The sequence below is a fragment of the Paraeggerthella sp. LCP19S3_G8 genome (genome assembly GCF_052119225.1).
Taxonomy (GTDB): domain Bacteria; phylum Actinomycetota; class Coriobacteriia; order Coriobacteriales; family Eggerthellaceae; genus Paraeggerthella; species Paraeggerthella hominis.
On record NZ_JBQKFQ010000002.1, the window covers coordinates 64,997 to 82,348 of the forward strand.

Genomic DNA, 17,352 nt, shown 5'->3' on the forward strand with positions numbered 1-17,352 from the left:
TCGCGAACGCGCAAGCTAGCAGCTTTCCAAAAGCATCCGAGCAAGGCTGCGATAGCGCTCGGCCATTGCCGAGTCAGGAAGCGCCGCCACAACGGTCTTGCGAAGCTCTTCAGCTTGCTGAACCTCCGGACTTCGAGGCAAAGAAGCAACCAGGGAAGTGCCCATCTCCGCACAGGCAGCCTCCACCGTAGCGCGCTCGTCCTTCACGTTTCGCTCGTTCAGGATAACGCCGCGCACCCGAGCGTAGCCCTTGTTCCGGTACGCCGCTACGGCTCGGTTTATGTTGTCCGCAGCATACAAAGCCATCATCTCCCCCGATGTCACGATGTACACGTCTTCGGCATAACCGCCGCGTATGGGCATGGCGAACCCTCCGCACACCACGTCGCCCAACACGTCGTACAGCACGAAATCAGGCTCGTAGGTCTGAAACGCCTTCAGCTCGTCAAGGCGCTCGAACGCCGCGATGATGCCCCGGCCCGCGCACCCGATACCCGGAGGAGGACCGCCCGCCTCAACGCACAGCACCCCCGTATCGCTGCGCACCACGATATCCTCCAGCTTCACGTGCCCGCCTTTTTCCTTGATGGCATCCAAAACCGTAAGGATGCGAACGCCCGCCGTCAGGTTCTTCGTCGAATCCGACTTGGGGTCGCACCCTATCTGCATGACCGTGAAGCCCTGCTCTGCAAGGGCGGCGGAAACGTTCGACGTCGTGGTCGACTTCCCTATACCGCCTTTGCCGTAAAATGCTATCTTCTTCACCGACTCGCCTTCTTCCGCACCATAGTATGCTCTATCGTCGCGAGCGCCGCAGAAAGGGCGTCCGGTCCCACGGCGGGCGCCGGATTCGTCCAATACAAGCGGCTGGAAACCGCAACGTGGGGAACGCCCACGTACGCCACCTCGCAAGGAATGGCCTCCTGAAACAATGGATCGCCGATCACCACGTCGTACCCACGATCAACAACGTGCTCGCAAAATTCACCTTCGCTTGAAAACGACCGGTCGCCCTCGAGCATCAGCTCGTCGTCCATACCGAAGAAGCTGGCCACCGTGCAGTCAGCGCCCGAAACCTCTCGCATCAGGCCGGCGCGAAAGGCGTTGGCCCATACTTGCTGGCCGACAATCAACACCTTCACGCCGCATGCCGGTTCGCACGGATTCCCGACGCCGCCCAAAGGCTTTGCCGAGAACTGCGCTTTCCAAGAATCGGAAGACGCCTGAAAGCCATCGGGAGCCATCCATCCCGCACGGCAAGGCCCCACGGGCAAGGCGCACGTCCAAGGCGTGCCGAACGTTTGCTCAAGCCAGCGGGCCGACGCAAGGGCAGCCACCGAAACAACCACGTTGACGTGCGCCTCCGCAAGACGCTCGACGTCTTCGAGCGAATAGTCCATGCCAAGCGTGCAGATCACTCGGTAGCCCTCCCTCTCCACGTCTTCACGTAAAACGGCAAGCTGATCGGGCCCCCAAAGATCAAGCGGTATCGCCCCTAAGATATTCGCAGAGGGGCCGACGCTTCGAGGAGCCGGCTTCGCGTAGCGCCTGCACAGCTCCATCATCACCATGCTCGCACCGCGATCGTAGGCGGTCATGCCCGTGGTTTCGAACGCGAAGCAAGGCAAAGACAGCCGATCCTCCAAAGCCGCAGCAACCGCTTTATGATCCGTGCCGATAATCGCCGCTGCCGGGCTGGCGAGCAAGGCAAGGTATCGAGAACCTTGCAGCCCCTCTATGAGGGGAAGCGTTTCCTCCAGGAACTCCTCATCCCCGAATATGGCCCGAACATCCCGCAGCCCGCTCGAAAGCACGAGCGAGGTTTTTTCGAAGTAGCGCGGCTCATCGTAGCCAGCGCAATTGGCAAGACACCCGCTTGCTCCGTTCACCACAATGGTTCCCTGCAAATCGTACAGAACCGACACCGCTCCCGAATAGTCGGGGGCAAAGGCCGGCAGAACGTCGAAATAATGAAGCCCGTCCATGTGCTCTCCTTCTTGGGCGCCCGCCCTGGAACAAACGTCGCCGCGCACGCTTTCGCACAATGCGACAAGCATGCTCGACGCTCCTACACCACAAGGCTGCTGCTGGTCAGAGCAGCCTCGAACCCATCGGATACCTCGCAAGGGCGCACCAGCATGCGCAACAGCTCGACACCGCCCTGAAAGCCGAACAGCGGCAATTCGAATCCTATATCGGCGTACTGCGTGCAATTCGAGTAGTACGCAGCATCCAGTCCCACCGCCACATCCACTTCAGGAGCCGTTTCGTGCATGAACAGAGCGCGTCTCGACTCGGGCGGCAGCACGACGATCTGAGGGGCCTTTTGCTGCAACCACGAAAGCTGCTCCATGCACGTGCGCGAAAGAGCATTCGCATACACCGACTCGACCCTCATCCCGCACTCCGTCAAAAACCGAGCCAGCTCAAAAGGGCTTGCCAAGTGGGACGAGCCCACGGAAACGCGCAGACCCTTCAAGCGGGAAGCAAGCAACCCGATCTCCGCCATGGCCTGGTCGCGCGCTTGCTGCCAGGAAAGCGCGACCTCCAGCTTCTTCTCAAGGCGTTCGTAGCTTCGAGCCACCAAGGAGGGCAGCACATGAAGAGGAAAGCGAAGGCTCTCCATGCCCAGACGATCGTGCAAAGAATCGCACGCGATCGTCGCCGCGTCATGCGCTACCAAGTTCAAGCGGGACGCCGAAAGCGCCTGGAACTCCTCGTAGGTTGCGCAATCGGCCACGTTCGCCAATCTATAGCCCGCCCGAGCAAGCACAGCATGGGCCTCCGAAGACGGATGCACGTTCGAGAAGATGCCGCACAAGTTCAGAATCGCAGGCTGGCCGCCCGCCCCCGAAGAAGACGAGGAAACGTTGCCCTGCTTCGAAGGTTCCAAAAAGCTGTAAACCGTGCGCAACGCCCGAGGCAACGGCGGCAGGGATCCTTCGCTTCTGATGGGGTTCATAGCCGAAACCTGCACCGGCAGCCCGCAAGCATCCTGCACGTCCGAAGCGATCAGATCGAAATCCGAACCCAGCAGATCGTCGATGCAGCTGTACACAATGGTAAGGGCACTGGGCGCATATCGATCCACGATGAAGCGCGCGGCATTCGCCACTTGGTCCAGATGCGATCCAAGCGACACCGCCTCATCTTGAACATGCAAGGCATGGATCCTCGCGCGATCGCGCCCGTGAAGATACGCCGCCACCAACCCGTGCCGGCCGCAGCCCTGAGGGGCAACGAACAGAACATGGCTTCCGGGCACCAGGCATGCAACGCGAGGAATGCCGTATCCTCCCGTCGCAGGCGAGTAAAAGCACAGATCGGATCCTTTGTTGAGCAAGAGAGGCTTCCCTTCGGAATCAACCTTGATCTCCGTAATAGGAATACCCTTCGGGGGCAGCGACTGCGCATCGAGGCAAGGGGCTTTCATCATGTCCTCCTCAAGGGAATAACGGCATCGTACGCGCGCCCGTCCTCAACGCAGGAGAGCAACTGCGCGTCGACGCCGTAATACTGGGAAATGCTCCGGCGGTTCAGCATGTCTTTGACCGGCCCGCAAGCATGTCCCTCGCGTCCGATCAGCAAAGCCTGGTCGGCAACGCGCAGGGCATGCGCCGGATAGTGGGTATTCATGACGATGGAAAGGCCGTCCTTTGACGCCAAGCGCTCTACCAGGTCAAGAACGTGGATCTGATTGCGCATGTCCAAGTTCGATTCAGGCTCGTCCATGATCAGCACAGAAGGCTCCTTCACCAACGCCCGAGCAATAAGGACCATCTGCAGCTGCCCGCCCGAAAGCTGATGGCACGAGCGCCGCGCAAGCGAGGCGATGCCCATGCTCTCGAGCAAACCTTCCGCACGAAGGTAGTCGTTCTTCGAAGGCGTTCTTCCGAAAGCAACGTACGACGAGCGCCCCATGACCACAAGATCGAGCACGGTATGGCTGAACACCATGCTGCGAGCTTGCGGGACGTAGCTGATTTCCTTCCAAAAATCAGCCGCAGACACGTCGCGTACCGGCCGATCGCCAAGAAAGAACTCCCCTTCCGTAGGAGAGAGAAACCGCATAAGGCAACGCAAAAGCGTCGTCTTCCCCACGCCGTTCGAACCCAAGACCGCCAAAACGCTGCCAGCCGGAACTTCGAACGAAACATCCTGGAACAAAGGGCTTCCGCCCGCATAGCAAAACGCCACCGATTTAGCCCTAATCACTCCAAGCACCCCCGGTTCGCCGCAAGAGGACCGCGAAGAACGGCGCTCCCACGATAGCCGTCAGAATAGACAGCGGTATCTCGGCTGGCGTTGCCGCACGCGCGCCCGTGTCGATGAGGACCATGAAAACCGCGCCGACCAGAACGCATGCGGGCAAAAGAAACTTATGGTCGTTCCCGGTCAGCATGCGAGCAAAGTGAGGAACGGCCAGCCCCACGAACGTCACTATGCCGCATATCGAAACGGTAAGAGCGGCGATGACCGTAGCCGCCGAAATGACGACAAGGCGCAAACGCTTCACGTTCACCCCCAAAGACACGGCTTCGTCTTCAGGCAAAGAGAGCACGTTGAGTTTCCACCGAAGGCACCACAGAACGCCGATGCCGGCGATGATGGCGGGCCCAACGGTAATCACGTCGGTAACAGACGTTCCCGCAAGACTTCCCATCAGCCAATACGTGATCGCCGGCAGCGTGTTTTGCGGATCGGCCACAAACTTGACCAACGAAACGAGCGCCTGGAACACCGCGCCCACGATAACGCCCGACAGCACCAGCGTGAGAACGGTGCTCCTGCCTCTTCTGCGGCTCATGCCGTACGTGCAGGTTATGCCCGCAAATCCAAACAGGATGGCCATCACCTGGACCGCAAGCGAATCGCCAACCAGCAAGATGCCCAGAGCGGCACCGAAGCCGGCGGCAGCCGATACGCCCAAAATATCGGAGCTAACCAAAGGGTTCCCGAACATCGCCTGTAACGACAATCCGGCAACCGACAGCCCCGCTCCAACGATCATGGCCATAAAAAGCCGCGGGATCCTGATAGAGAACAGCACGGTGTAGGTCGTCTCGTTCGCCACGGGTTGGCCCGCCAAAACGGAGAGCAGCTCGTCAAGCGGAATGCCATAGCGCCCGAGGCACAAGGCCAGCGCTGCCGACGCAAGCAAAACGCCGATCAGGGCCCCTTGCATCAATCGCTGGTAGCGAATAGATTTGAACTTCATTGAACTCCTTGCAAACGTTGCGCAAAAAGGGATGCCCTGCATCTGCCGGAAGCATCAGCGGGCATCCCGAATCGCATGGTCAGCTATTTGGTGTTGCTGCTCTTGTACTGCCAATCAGCACCGCGAGCGGCTTCCGGATTGGAGGAAAGAACGCCTTTTACCTGGTCGTCAGATATATCGTAAGAATAGAACTCGTTGTAGTACGCCTTGATCTCGGCTTCCATGTCGTAGTCGAACAGATCCGGGTACAGCGTTTCGGACATCCACTTCAACATGAGCGGAGCGTCACCCGAAGGAGGGAACCAGCGATAGACTCCGATAGGCTCTTTGTACACGCGGCCCTCGCGCACTGCCTTCACGTTGCTCCAATCCTGCCCGGGAACCGTGTTGTTGTATAGATCCTCGGGCATGGTTTGGGAAAACGTGGTGATGATGATAACGTCGGGGTTCCATTCGTAAATCTGCTCCATGCTGATAGCAGGCGTGCCCGACAGCTCCGAGGCAACGTTCACGCCTCCGGCTGCGTCGATCCACCCCTGCCCGTAGTGGCCTTGGGCAGATGTGGTGATCTTCTTGTCATCGTGATTGAACAGGAAAAGCGTCCGGGGCTTGTCCTTCTCGTCGATAGAGGCCGTCTTCTGCGCGACCTCCTCCTTCACGCGCTTGCCGTAGTCGACAACGGCATCCGTCTTGCCCGTGCTCCCGAACATGCGGCCCATGATCTCGACCCATGAATCGAAGGTCACCAGGGCGTCTCCGTCGCCTTGGGTCTTCACGCCAACGATGGGAATCCCTGCGGCTTTCATGGCGTCGCGCTGGTTGCCGTACTCGGCCCAATACATCACGGCATCGGGCTTGAGGGCAAGCAGCTCTTCGACGTTGATCTCGTCGCCCTGAACGAAGCTGCTGGGAACGTCAAGCAGGTCGGGGTACATAGCGGCCATCACGGAATCTTTGATGGCGCTCGCTGAACCGGGGTGCATTCCGACCAGCTTGTCAAGCGGCTCGCCCGTAACGGCGTACACGCTGGGAAGCGGCAACGCCGTGGTAACGAAACGATCGATAGATCCGGGCAGTTGCTGCTCTTCCCCGTTTTGGTCAACGACGACTATCGGCTCTTTTTCGCCGCTGTTTTCAGCAGCTGGATCCTGGGGCGCAGAGCACCCCGTAGCGAACAAGCCTACCGCAGCAGCCAGAAGAGACAGCTGCACTATGCGCTTGGGCATACGACAACCTCCTAAAAGTTAGTTATAGTTAACTTCTTGAGATTATCCTAATGTCCGGTCGTTGTCCAGATGCGCTAGTCAATTCTGGGAAAGTGCGTCGATTCGACCCGCAACGCCCTGCGTTACTGGTACCGCAGCGACTCCACGGGATCGAGCTTTGCGGCGCGCCGAGCCGGGTAGTAGCCGAACACCACGCCTATGAGCACGCACACGCCCACCGCGCCCAAAACCACCTGAGGCGCCAGCACGGGTGCAACGGCCATGCCGGGCTGAACCACGCCGATCACGCTTCCCAGGCCCCACGCCGCCAAAAACCCGAACACGATGCCGAACAAGCCGCCCGTAACGCACAGCGCAACGGCTTCCAGCAAGAACTGCATCGTGACGTCGTGGCGACGCGCGCCCAACGATTTGCGCAGCCCGATCTCGCGTATGCGCTCGGTCACGTTCGTCAGCATCATGTTCATGATGCCGATGCCTCCCACAAACAGCGATATCGAAGCAACCGACCCCATGAGCAGCGAAAACGCCGACATCATGGTTTCCATCTGCTTGATGATGGAATCGAGCGAGGTCACGTACACGTCGCTTTTCTGCAAATTGAAGTACCGTGCAACGTAATCTTGGGTAGTCTCGACAAGCCGGTCCATGTCGGTGCCTTCCCGAGCGGCTCCGATAATCTGCGATACCCCGCCGCCCGCGCCGATACGCGTCTGCGCCGTGGTGTACGGCAGGTACATGGTCATGCCGCCCGACATGAACGACGTGGTGTCGAGCACGCCCACCACCGTGTAGTCATCGTTTCCCAGCCGAACGGACTTGCCCACGGCCTGCACGTCGGCGCTGCCGAAAAGATCCCTGATGGAGCTGCTGTCGATCACCACAAGGCGCGCTGCGCCCGCCTCTTCGCTCGCAGTGAAGAAGCGTCCCTCCTTGAGCTTCGAGCCGGTCACCTCGAAGTAGTCGGGCCGCACGCCCACGATGTTCGCGGGAGTCTTCTTGCCGTCCGATTTCGCAACTTCGGTAGACGAGTAAGATGCGCCCGTAATGGTTTCGTATTCCGGCATGCCGGAAGCAAGCTTGTCCAGATCGTCGAAGGTCACGCCCTGAGGCGCATAGGCGCCGATGGAAACCTGCCGGGCCTGGCTGAACCCAAGCTCGCCCATGAGCATGTTCTGGACCCCCGCTATGAGCGAGGTCATGGCGATGACCGCGGCGATGCCGATCACGATGCCCAAGATGGTAAGGAACGAGCGCCCCTTGTTGGCCGACAGGGCATGCCAGGTTTCGTAGAACAAATCCCCGATCTTCATCGTGCACCTCCCGCCAAGCTGACATGCGGGCCGTCGTAGAGCTTGCCGTCCCTGATGTGAACCACGCGGTCCGCATGCGCGGCCACGTCGGGTTCGTGCGTGATGAGGACGATGGTCTTCCCCTGGTCGCGCAGGCTCTTGAACGTCTCGAGCACCATGTCCCCCGTTGCAGTGTCCAGGTTGCCGGTAGGTTCGTCGGCTAAGATGAGCGCCGGGTCGTTCACCAGGGCGCGCGCGATGGCCACGCGCTGCATCTGGCCGCCGGACAGCTCGTTGCTGCGATGGTCGTACAGCCTTTGATCAAGCGAAACGCTGCGCAGCGCCGCATGCGCGCGGGCGGCGCGCTCCTTGCGCGGGCAGGCCGTGTACACAAGCGGCAGCATGACGTTGCGCATGACCGTAGCGCGCGGCAGCAGGTTGAACGACTGGAACACGAAGCCCAAACGCGTCGCCCGAATCTCGGCCAGCTCGTCCTCGCGATACGCCGCCACGTCGACGCCTTCCAGCAGATAGCGCCCGCGCGTGGGCGTGTCCAGACAGCCGAGCAGGTTCATGAGCGTCGACTTGCCCGAGCCCGAAGGTCCCATGATGGCAAGGAACTCGCCTTTCTCGACCGAGAGCGACACGCCGCGCAGGGCATGGGTGAGACCCGAAGCGCTCTCGTATATGCGATGCAGGTCAACGGCCTCTACCACGAAGCTCATGGCGCTATCCTATCGCCACGGCGTCGGCGGAAACGCCGGGCGCCGCGCTCGAAGCCCCTTGATCGCCCGCAGGCGCCAAGGATCCGATGACCACGTTTTCCCCAGCTTTGACCCGACCTTTCACCACCGACGTCAACCCGTCGGACGCGACCACTTCCACCGAGCGCTGCTCGACGGCCTGCGTTTCGGGATCGGTGACCACCATCACGAAGCTCTTGCCCGAGCTGTCCGACTGCACGGCCGAAATGGGAACCTTGAGGGCATCCTCGATCGTCGTGGTGGTGATGGTGGCCTTCGCGGTCATGCCCGGCTTCAAGCGAGGATCGGGCTGCGCGATCAGCAGCTTGACCGCGTAGGTGACGGCCCCGCCGCCTCCGTACGAGGCGCCAGCCGACGCGTCGCCCGCGCCCGCCGAGGTGGTAGCGATCTTCACCACGGTTGCAGGCAAGGTGAGGTCGGGTGCCGCCGTGAACGTGACCTGCGCCGTCTGGTCGGCGCTCACCTTGAGGATGTCTATCTCGTTGACGTTGATGGAAACGGTCATCTGCGACAGATCGGCTATCTGCACGGGAGACACGGGGTTCGCCGCCGAAGTGGATCCCAGCGCCTTGCCGGGCTCGATGTTCACGGCTACCACGCTTCCGGCGATCGACGAGGTAACGGTGCGCTTGTCGGCGCGCGCGACGGCTTCGTCATAGGTGGTTTGAGCGCTCTGCAACGCAAGGTTCGCGCTGTTGAGCGCAATCTCGGCCTGCCTGATGGCGGAGTCCGCTCCGCCTTCGTCGAACGTGGGAGCCGCGGCCGGAGCCTGCGGAGAAGACGGAGCGGTCGCGCCCGGCGCCGCGCTGGCCTGGGCATCGGCGAGCGCCTGAGCCTGTGCGCGCGCATCGGCCACCGCCTGCTGCCCGGCCGCTTTCGCGCGGTACGCTTCGTTCACGGCGTTTTGCGCTTGCGCCACGCCGTTGCGCGCTTCCTCGATGCCGCGCGCAGCTTGGGAAACCGCCTTGTCCAGTTCGGCGTTCACTACCGTGAACAGCGTTTGGCCGGCTTCAACGCGATCGCCTTCGGAAACGAACACCTCTCCTACGATACCGTCCACCTCAGGCGTAGCGCTCACAGACGAAATGGGCTGCAGGCTTCCTGAAGCGGTAACGGTATCGACGAACGTCCCCTGCTCGATCGGGACGGTTTGAGGGGCCATGCTCTCAAGCGCCTTGGCCGTTTGATCGGCAACGTACCAAGCAAGCGCGCCCATCAAAACTACGACCGCAAGCACGGCCACCGACACGCCGATGATGATCTTCCGCTTGCGCTGCTTCTTGCGCTTAGCCTTGAGGTCATTGAACGCCTGCATGTCGGAAAGCGCGTCGGCGTCGACGAGAGCATCGGGCAGCGGCGGCAGCACGGCCGTGGTCTGAGGCGAAGCGGGAACGAACGCCGCAGTATCGTCTGCGCCGAACGAACCCGCGGGAACGAAAGCACTGTTCCCATCTTGGCGATTGCCGTGTTTCATCGCGAACCTCCCTACGCGCGAAGCAAGACGTCTTCGCGCAATACCTTCTCGCTACAGTATAATTTGATACAGAATACGCGATCACCGCGGAAAAAAGAAGCGCGAAACGGCGTCTTGGGCAAAAAGAAAGTGGTTTCATGGGAGATTTCTCCAACAAAGTGTTCGACACGGTGCGCCACATCCCGCGCGGCAAGGTTGCCTCGTACGGCCAAGTGGGTCAGCTGATCGGAGCCCCGCGATCGGCTCGCTACGTAGGTTACGCCTTGCGGGCGAACCCCGAGCCCGGGGCCGATCCCGCGTGCATTCCCCGCCATCGCGTGGTGTTCAAAGACGGAAGCCTGTGCAAGGGCTTCGTTTTCGGAGGCCCCGACGAGCAGCGAAGCATGCTGGCAGCCGAAGGCGTCGAATTCGAAGACGACGGGCGCGTGAACATGAAAGCCTGCCAATGGGACGGCCGCATGCAAGATGCCGGCGCCGACGTAGAGCCCACCCGCCCTCCCGCCGATTTCGATTGGAAAGCCGAGCTGGGAGAATAGAAGCCGCGCTTCGATGCCGAGCAAGCGTCGACCCGACTTGGACGCTCGCTTCGAGCGAGCGGAATGCAGCGGCCTCCGAACGTCTGGGCGCGAATGGGCACCTGCAGTAGCGTCAACGGGCGAACGCCCGAGCCACGAACTGGGCAACTCGCAAACCGTCGCATGCAGCGCTCATGATGCCGCCCGCATAACCCGCGCCCTCTCCGCACGGATAGAGGCCCGTCCCGCCGTCCATGGGGGGTTCTTCGGCTAGAAGCGCCTCGCAACCTTCGCCGCGCACGATGCGAACCGGGCTTGAACTGCGCGTTTCCACGCCGGTCATAACGGCATCCCGATCTGCGAATCCCGCGAGCTTGCGGTCCAGCACCGGCAGCGCGGACGCAATCGCATCTGCAACGAACTCCGGCAGGCACTCCCGCAACTCGCACCACGCCACGCCGCGCGCGTACGTGGGGCGCACCGACGAACCGGGACCCGCCGAGCGGCCCGCAAGGAAATCCCCTACGGTTTGAGCGGGCGCCTGATACGGATCGCCGCCCGCGGCGCACGCCGCCCGATACGCCGCGCGCTCCATATCCCGCTGCAGCTTCACGCCCGCAAGGGGATGATCCCCTTCGAAGTCCTGCGGGCCCACGCCCACCAGCAGCGCGCTGTTCGCATTCTCCCCGTCGCGCGCGAACCGGCTCATGCCGTTCACCACCACGCTGTCCGGCTCGCTTGCCGCGCATACCACCTGGCCGCCCGGGCACATGCAGAACGTGTAGACGCTCCGTCCATCGGGCAGATGAACGGCCAGCTTGTAGTCCGCCGGGCCGAGTGCCGGATGAGTTGCGGCATCACCGTACTGAGCGCGATCCACCGCCACTTGAGGATGCTCGATGCGCACGCCCACCGAAAAGGGCTTCTGCTCCATCTTCACGCCCGCAGCATGCACGACCTCGAAGGTGTCGCGCGCCGAATGCCCGCACGCCAGCACCACGCGCCGCGCAGGCACGCGCGCGCTCCTTCCCGATTCGAGCACGTCCACCGCCGCAAGGGCCCCGTCCTGGAAATGCAAGCCCGTCAGCTGCGCGTGGAAGCGCACCTCGCCGCCCGCCGCGACGATCTGGCTGCGCAGCTCGCGCACCACGTCCACCAGCAGATCGGTACCAATATGGGGTTTGGCCTGCCACAGGATTTCCTCGGGCGCGCCGGCGTCCGCAAACCAGCGAAGCACGTGGCGCGCCAGGGGGTTCTTGATGTTCGTAGTCAGCTTCCCATCGGAAAACGTACCCGCGCCGCCCTCTCCGAACTGGATGTTCGTCTGCGGGTCCAAATCCGCTCCCGCGTCGAACGCCGCGATCGTCGAAAGCCGCTCGTCCACGTCTCCCCCGCGCTCAAGCAGAAGGGGCCGCAAACCGGCCCGTGCCAGGTACAGCGCGCAGAACAGGCCCGCCGGACCCGCGCCTACCACCACGGGGCGCGGCTCGCCGCTCGCCTCGAACGTCGGCCCGAGTTCCGGAACGGCAAGCGGCGCATAAGACTCGTGACGCTTCACATGAGTGCCGGAGGAAGCTCCCGCGCCCGCCCGCGAGCAGGCTTGCGCAAGGACGCGCTGCTCCATCGAAGGATCGGAAAGCTCCACGCCAAGCGTCGCCACGAAGTGCACATCCCGCTTCTTGCGCGCATCCACACTGCGCTTGAGGACGCGAACCGAATCCACGTCCCCCTCCCGCACGCCCAGCGCATCCGCCGCGGCAACGCGAACGAGCGCGTCGCCCTTCGACCCGGCGACACCCGCATCAAGCGGAAGCCTCACGTTCGAAACCTCAAGCACGGCCTGCTCCCTTCGCTCGACCGGCGTCGACCGCCAGTTCGTTGGCTGCCGCGCGGGCTGCCAGCATGCCGCTCGCCCACGCCCAATGCAAGTTGTACCCGCCGCAGGGCGCATCCACGTCCAGCGCCTCTCCCACCGCGAAGAAGCCCGGTATGCGGCGCGCTCCCATCGTGCGCGGATCGAACGCGTCGACGGCAAGCCCCCCGCGCGTCACTTGGCACTGGCGAGCATCGCCAATACCGCGCACCACCAGGGGCAACCCCTTGAGAACGCGCGCCAGCTTCGACGCATCCTTCTTGGCGAACGGGTCTTCAGGGCGCAGTCCCGCCTCCTTCAACACGGCATGGGCCACCGCGGGCAGCAGCATGCCCCGCACAAGCGCATCGGCCGAGCACGAGCGGCCGGCCGAACGCAAGCGGGCAGCGCGATCGAGCAGAAGGCCCTCCGCCTTTTCGGGCGCGATTTGGGGAAGCAGGTCGATGCGCAGCTTGTCGCCCGGACGGGCGAAGCGCGACAGGTTGAACACGGCGATGCCCGACACGCCGTAATCACGGAACAGCACCTCGCCAGATTCGCGAGCCTTCTCGGCGCCGTCCGCGCCCACCAGCGAAACGCAGCAGCGGACGCGAACGTTGTTGAGCGGCTTCACCAGGGCGGTATCCGTGCGCAGCGGGCCCAGCACGGGACGGCCGCTCGCGCATGACAGCCCTTCCGGCAGCTCGATCTCCTCGATCGCCCTGCCGCCAACGGCCACGATCACGGCATCGGCATGCTGCACCGCGCCGTCCGCAAACCGAATATGGAACCGATCGCCCGCGCGCTGCGGCGCCTCGACGCGTTTGGCAACGCAATCGCACGCCAGATGCACCCCCGCATCCTGCGCAGCCGAGCGCAGCACGTCCAGCACGCTGGTCGCCTTGTTCGCCAAAGGATACAGACGCCCCTCGCCCTCTTCGCGCCAGAGCAGGCCCAAGTCGGCGAACAGGTTGTGAACGGGGTCCTCATGCGATTCTAATTCAGGTTCGGGATCGGCCTCAAGCTCGGCCAAAGCCTGCGAGACGAACGTCGGATTGCGGTATGCGGCAACGTCGATGCAAGCATTCGAGAAGTTGCAGCGGCCATTGCCGGTTGCCAGAATGGATCGACCGACGCGGTCGCTGGCTTCGTACACCGTCGTCTCCACGGATCCGGGGGCAACGCCTCGAGCGCGCAAAGCGCGGACGCTTTCAACAGCGGCCGCGAGCCCTGCCGCGCCGCCTCCTATGATGGCAAGTTTCTTCATACCGGCCATGATACCGCAAGGCGAGGCGAGCCCCGCCGCAGCGCAACCGCTTATCGCAGGATCCTCGCAGCAGGTAAACGACGCGGGGACAGCGGTCGGCGCAGCCCCCAGCGCGCTCGGCAGCGCGGCGGCGCGGCGGCAACGGTCAAGAAAGACGCCCGCCGCCGAACCGCCATCGACATGCGCCCGCCTGCGTTGAGGACGGCGATGCGCTTTCTGCTCGATTTTGCACGCAATGTTGCGCTTTTCGAGGCGCAAGCCCTCTTCATCGCCTTCCCTCCAAGAGCCGTATTCCATTATCCCAGTTCACAAGGACGGGGCTTTTGAAGATGCGAGACGGTGCGCAACATTGCTGTAAAAATCGGGCAGCTAGGGGCGCTGGAGGGCGCTGGCGGCGCTGAGAAAATCCTGACGGCGAACCAGCGGCGCCGCCCGACCACCGGGGCCCATCACAACCGATCGCAGTCCGACCGCTCGAAAAGACAACGTACGTCAGCATGTACCGATTCCGGTTCAACATAGAGCCCCCTGCAAAACCGGGAGCGCGGGAAATGGGAGCAGGTGCGCGAGGAGGAACGCGGCGACCCCGGAACGCGAAGGGGTTGTTTCGGGCCTGGAAGCTCGACCGGATCACGGCTTCAGATCCCGAGCGCGCGGGCATGCGGGAGGTTCGCCTCCTGGGAACTCGAGCGCCTTGCAGCTTCGCCATCTGGGCGTTTCGCCTCTTACGCAAACCTTACCGCATGCGTACCCGGTCCTTACCTGCACCGTACCCGCTCTTTTCGCGGCGCTCCTATACTTCCGCTCGGCAACCTTTTCCACGCCGAGCGCACCTGCGCCCCGCCGCCGCGGCCCAACCGGGCAAGCGCCAACCAACCATTCGAGCAGAAGGGCTTTCCATGGAACACGCGTCATCCTTTTTCGAAACGAGCACGATCGGCGTGTCGCGTCGATCGTTCCTCAAGCTAGCAGCCGTAGCCGGCGTGTCCCTTGCGGGAGGCATGCTCGTGTTCCCCGATCAGCGCGCCGACGCAGCGTTCAGCCCGGCCCCCGGCCAAGCTTGGCCCGCGCTGCAGGACGGGCACGTGCGCTTCACCGTGCACAGCGACACGCACGTAGGCGCCGAGGCCCGCAACTCCTACGCGCAGAAGATCCCCGCTGCGTTTTCCGGAATCTACGCCGCCGCGCCCGATGTGACAGCCCACTTCTTCGTGGGCGATTCGGCGGACACCGGCACGCCCGCGCAGTACGATGAGCTGGCCTCGCTCCTCAACGCGAACGCGCGCAAGCCCGTCGGGATCGTAATGGGCAACCACGAATACTACAGCTGGCAAGGAAACAAGGAGAACGCCCAGGCTGCGTTCAAGGAGTTCCTCTCCTCCAAGCTGGCCGTAGCGGGATCGTTCCAGATTCCGGGAGGCGCGAACGAGGGCCAAACCGACTGCGATTTCATCGTGGGCGGAAGCGGCGGCTACCACGTGCTGGCGCTCTCGTCCCATCCGGGCGGCTACGACAACAGCTGGTACGGCGACCGGCAGGACTGGATTCGCGAACGCCTGGCCGCCGCGCAGGCGGAAGACGCGAACAAGCCCATCTTCATGTTGACCCATCATCCCTTCGGCAACACGGTCTGGTACAGCACGGGCGGCAGCTGGAACGGCCAGTTCGGCACCAACAAGTCCGACCGAACGGGCAACGACATGGCCTTTTACCATGAAATTGCAGCGGCGTATCCCCAGATCGTTCACTTTTCAGGGCACACGCACATCCCCATGGCCGACCCGCGGTCGATCTACCAAGACGACGGCTGCACCCTTATTCAAACTGCCACGTTCGCCAACAACTTCTGGACGAAGGGAGGCCAGGACGAAGGGTACAACAACGGCGACTACAGCGGGGGAAGCCTTTTGTACGGGCACCCCGCCGACGGAGACGACGCCAACCAGTGCGAGCTGGTAGACATCGATCCGGCAACCCATGTCGTGACCGTCTACCGCATGGATTTCCGCGAAGGCGCATGCCTTGGCGAGCCGTGGTCGTTCAGCCCGAACGACCAAAGCACCAAGGTCTATACGTCTACCGCCATGGAAGCGCGCAGCCTTTCCCCTACGGTGGAGGCCGACGCCGCCGTCAGGGTGCCGAGCGACGACACTCTGACCTCGTCGGGAGCGTCCTTCGCCATCACCGCGAACAAGGTGCACGCGGACGCGACCGGCTTGGACAACGATATCGTCCTGTGTTACCGCGTCGAGGTTTTCGAGGCGGATTCCGACACGCCCCTGTACGATGCACGGTTCATGTCCGAGTACTACAAAGCAAGCCAAAACCGCGCAGACGAGTTCGTTCGCCCGCTTATCGGCGCGGCCCTGGCAGAGAACACCGCGTACACGCTCAAGGCCTACGCCCGCAATGCATACGGCAAGGAAGCGCTTATCGGCCAGACCGAGTTCAGGACGAAGGAGCGCGAGGTGACGCCCCTTGAGGACCCGCTCTTGTCCGTGAATTTCGCGCAAGGATCGGCCGACGACCTCTCTGCCGTGCCCCATGCGCTCAAGGAGTTCGGAGCATTGGAGCTAACTTCCGACCCCCTGTTCAACAAGCAGGTCGGCGTATTCGGAGGCGCCGCCGCGGCGGCGTACGCGTTCACGAGCGAGGACTACGCGCGTATCGGCACCGGATGCACCCTGGAAGTGCTGTTCCGGTTCGACGAAGAGCCCTCCAGCTACTTCGAGCTGTTCTCATCGGGGCAATCCCGCGGCCAGAATCTGGAGTACTACCCGTCGAGCAGCTCCGACCCCAACGGCAGCCGTCCCAGCCTGCATTACTACACATCGCCCGAAGGCGGCGGGTGGAAATCGACCAGCGCCTATGTCGACACGCTTGCCTGGACGCATGTCGTGGCAACGTACGACGGCGTCGAGATGAAGCTGTACGCGAACGGAACGCTTGCTTCGCAGTTCGCCAATCCGGGAACCCTGCCCCCGCCCAGCGTAAGCGGCGGCGCGCCGTTGCGCTGGTTTTTGGGCGCCGACACGAACGCGCAAGGCGAACCCGAGCATGCGATGGTCGGACGCGTGGCGTTCGCGCGCCTAAGCCCCGGCGTTGCAACCGAGGACCATGTCGCAACGCTGTACGCAGCCTCCGCCGTCCCCGCTTCCCCGATACAAGCCCCAACCGCATCTGATCTGGGGAAAGCCACGGTAGGAGAACCGTACGCCATACCCTCCGTATCGTTCGAGGACGTCAACGGATCGACGATGCAGGCAACGCCCTTCGTGACCGATCCCGACGGCAACCCCGTCGCCCTTGAAAACGTCGAAGCGCAAAAAGCGACCGGCAGCACCGAAGGCTCGGCGCCGACCTGGCAGTTCACGCCCGCTGCGGCAGGGACGTACACGCTAGCCTACGCAGCCGGCTACGCCTCGGCAACGACAACCTTAACCGCGGCGTTCGCCCCCGAAAAGCCGGGCAACGACTCCGAGCCGGGAGGAGGATCCGGCAGCGGCGGAAGCGGCCAGGGCGGCACCGGCGGATCGGGCGGCACCGGCAGCGGCAGCAGCACAACGATCGGCAACCCGGCGAAAACCGTCCGAACCGGCGACGCGTCCTGGGGCGCAGTCGCGGGAGCGGCGGCCATCGCGGCCCTCGGCGCGCTCGGCGGCGCGGCGGCAAAGCTCAAGAAAGGCGAAAGCGAAGAAAACTAGCCGGCGCGCTTCCCGCACAAGGCAAACTCGCGACCCCGTA

13 protein-coding genes are annotated in these 17,352 nt (G+C 63.0%); 2 read left to right on the plus strand and 11 right to left on the minus strand.

Annotation, left to right across the window (positions count from 1 at the left end; genetic code table 11):
• Positions 1 to 15: 15 nt before the first annotated feature.
• From ACTQZK_RS02215 to ACTQZK_RS02255, 9 genes are all read right to left on the minus strand, one after another.
• On the minus strand, positions 16 to 765 hold the full coding sequence (locus tag ACTQZK_RS02215) for a nucleotide-binding protein (protein WP_114566782.1): 750 nt from the start codon (positions 763 to 765) through the stop codon (positions 16 to 18).
• A complete protein-coding gene (locus ACTQZK_RS02220; protein WP_441898259.1) occupies positions 762 to 1,985 on the minus strand; it encodes a nitrogenase component 1 in 1,224 nt (407 codons plus the stop codon). The genes ACTQZK_RS02215 and ACTQZK_RS02220 overlap by 4 nt, the downstream gene beginning before the upstream one ends.
• Before the next feature lie 83 nt (positions 1,986 to 2,068).
• Complete coding sequence (locus ACTQZK_RS02225) at positions 2,069 to 3,436, minus strand: nitrogenase component 1 (RefSeq protein WP_114566780.1); 1,368 nt, start codon at positions 3,434 to 3,436, stop codon at positions 2,069 to 2,071.
• A complete protein-coding gene (locus ACTQZK_RS02230; RefSeq protein WP_181792550.1) occupies positions 3,433 to 4,215 on the minus strand; it encodes an ABC transporter ATP-binding protein in 783 nt (260 codons plus the stop codon). Before ACTQZK_RS02230 ends, ACTQZK_RS02225 begins: the two co-directional genes overlap by 4 nt.
• Entirely contained in the window at positions 4,208 to 5,218 is a 1,011-nt protein-coding gene (locus tag ACTQZK_RS02235; protein ID WP_216528892.1) for a FecCD family ABC transporter permease, read from the minus strand. The genes ACTQZK_RS02230 and ACTQZK_RS02235 overlap by 8 nt, the downstream gene beginning before the upstream one ends.
• Positions 5,219 to 5,301: 83 nt before the next feature.
• On the minus strand, positions 5,302 to 6,444 hold the full coding sequence (locus tag ACTQZK_RS02240) for an ABC transporter substrate-binding protein (RefSeq protein ID WP_114566779.1): 1,143 nt from the start codon (positions 6,442 to 6,444) through the stop codon (positions 5,302 to 5,304).
• A gap of 122 nt (positions 6,445 to 6,566) precedes the next feature.
• Positions 6,567 to 7,757, minus strand: coding sequence for an ABC transporter permease (locus ACTQZK_RS02245; RefSeq protein WP_114566778.1), 1,191 nt, complete (start codon positions 7,755 to 7,757; stop codon positions 6,567 to 6,569).
• Positions 7,754 to 8,461, minus strand: a complete 708-nt coding sequence (locus ACTQZK_RS02250; protein WP_114566777.1) for an ABC transporter ATP-binding protein — start codon at positions 8,459 to 8,461, stop codon at positions 7,754 to 7,756. Before ACTQZK_RS02250 ends, ACTQZK_RS02245 begins: the two co-directional genes overlap by 4 nt.
• A 4-nt stretch (positions 8,462 to 8,465) precedes the next feature.
• Positions 8,466 to 9,974, minus strand: coding sequence for an efflux RND transporter periplasmic adaptor subunit (locus ACTQZK_RS02255; RefSeq protein ID WP_216528894.1), 1,509 nt, complete (start codon positions 9,972 to 9,974; stop codon positions 8,466 to 8,468).
• A 137-nt stretch (positions 9,975 to 10,111) separates the two neighbouring features.
• Between ACTQZK_RS02255 and ACTQZK_RS02260 the strand changes: the two genes are divergently transcribed.
• On the plus strand, positions 10,112 to 10,510 hold the full coding sequence (locus ACTQZK_RS02260; RefSeq protein WP_441898264.1) for an MGMT family protein: 399 nt from the start codon (positions 10,112 to 10,114) through the stop codon (positions 10,508 to 10,510).
• Between the two features lie 112 nt (positions 10,511 to 10,622).
• Here ACTQZK_RS02260 and ACTQZK_RS02265 read toward each other — a convergent pair whose 3' ends face one another.
• Together ACTQZK_RS02265 and ACTQZK_RS02270 are read right to left on the minus strand one after the other, a co-directional pair.
• Positions 10,623 to 12,326 carry an FAD-dependent protein gene (locus ACTQZK_RS02265; protein ID WP_441898266.1) on the minus strand — a complete coding sequence of 568 codons (1,704 nt, stop codon included), beginning with the start codon at positions 12,324 to 12,326 and terminating at the stop codon, positions 10,623 to 10,625.
• Positions 12,319 to 13,608: an aminoacetone oxidase family FAD-binding enzyme gene (locus ACTQZK_RS02270; RefSeq protein ID WP_441898268.1), complete on the minus strand. Its 1,290-nt coding sequence runs from the start codon at positions 13,606 to 13,608 to the stop codon at positions 12,319 to 12,321. Before ACTQZK_RS02270 ends, ACTQZK_RS02265 begins: the two co-directional genes overlap by 8 nt.
• Before the next feature lie 899 nt (positions 13,609 to 14,507).
• Here ACTQZK_RS02270 and ACTQZK_RS02275 point away from each other — a divergent pair.
• Entirely contained in the window at positions 14,508 to 17,312 is a 2,805-nt protein-coding gene (locus tag ACTQZK_RS02275; protein WP_441898270.1) for a metallophosphoesterase, read from the plus strand.
• Positions 17,313 to 17,352 lie beyond the last annotated feature (40 nt).

Coding starts and splice junctions, on each gene's coding strand:
- ACTQZK_RS02220 (WP_441898259.1), bottom strand. CDS start 1,985: ATGGACGGGCTTCATTATTTCGACGTTCTGCCGGCCTTTGCCCCCGAC.
- ACTQZK_RS02225 (WP_114566780.1), bottom strand. CDS start 3,436: ATGATGAAAGCCCCTTGCCTCGATGCGCAGTCGCTGCCCCCGAAGGGT.
- ACTQZK_RS02235 (WP_216528892.1), bottom strand. CDS start 5,218: ATGAAGTTCAAATCTATTCGCTACCAGCGATTGATGCAAGGGGCCCTG.
- ACTQZK_RS02240 (WP_114566779.1), bottom strand. CDS start 6,444: ATGCCCAAGCGCATAGTGCAGCTGTCTCTTCTGGCTGCTGCGGTAGGC.
- ACTQZK_RS02245 (WP_114566778.1), bottom strand. CDS start 7,757: ATGAAGATCGGGGATTTGTTCTACGAAACCTGGCATGCCCTGTCGGCC.
- ACTQZK_RS02250 (WP_114566777.1), bottom strand. CDS start 8,461: ATGAGCTTCGTGGTAGAGGCCGTTGACCTGCATCGCATATACGAGAGC.
- ACTQZK_RS02255 (WP_216528894.1), bottom strand. CDS start 9,974: ATGAAACACGGCAATCGCCAAGATGGGAACAGTGCTTTCGTTCCCGCG.
- ACTQZK_RS02260 (WP_441898264.1), top strand. CDS start 10,112: ATGGGAGATTTCTCCAACAAAGTGTTCGACACGGTGCGCCACATCCCG.
- ACTQZK_RS02270 (WP_441898268.1), bottom strand. CDS start 13,608: ATGAAGAAACTTGCCATCATAGGAGGCGGCGCGGCAGGGCTCGCGGCC.
- ACTQZK_RS02275 (WP_441898270.1), top strand. CDS start 14,508: ATGGAACACGCGTCATCCTTTTTCGAAACGAGCACGATCGGCGTGTCG.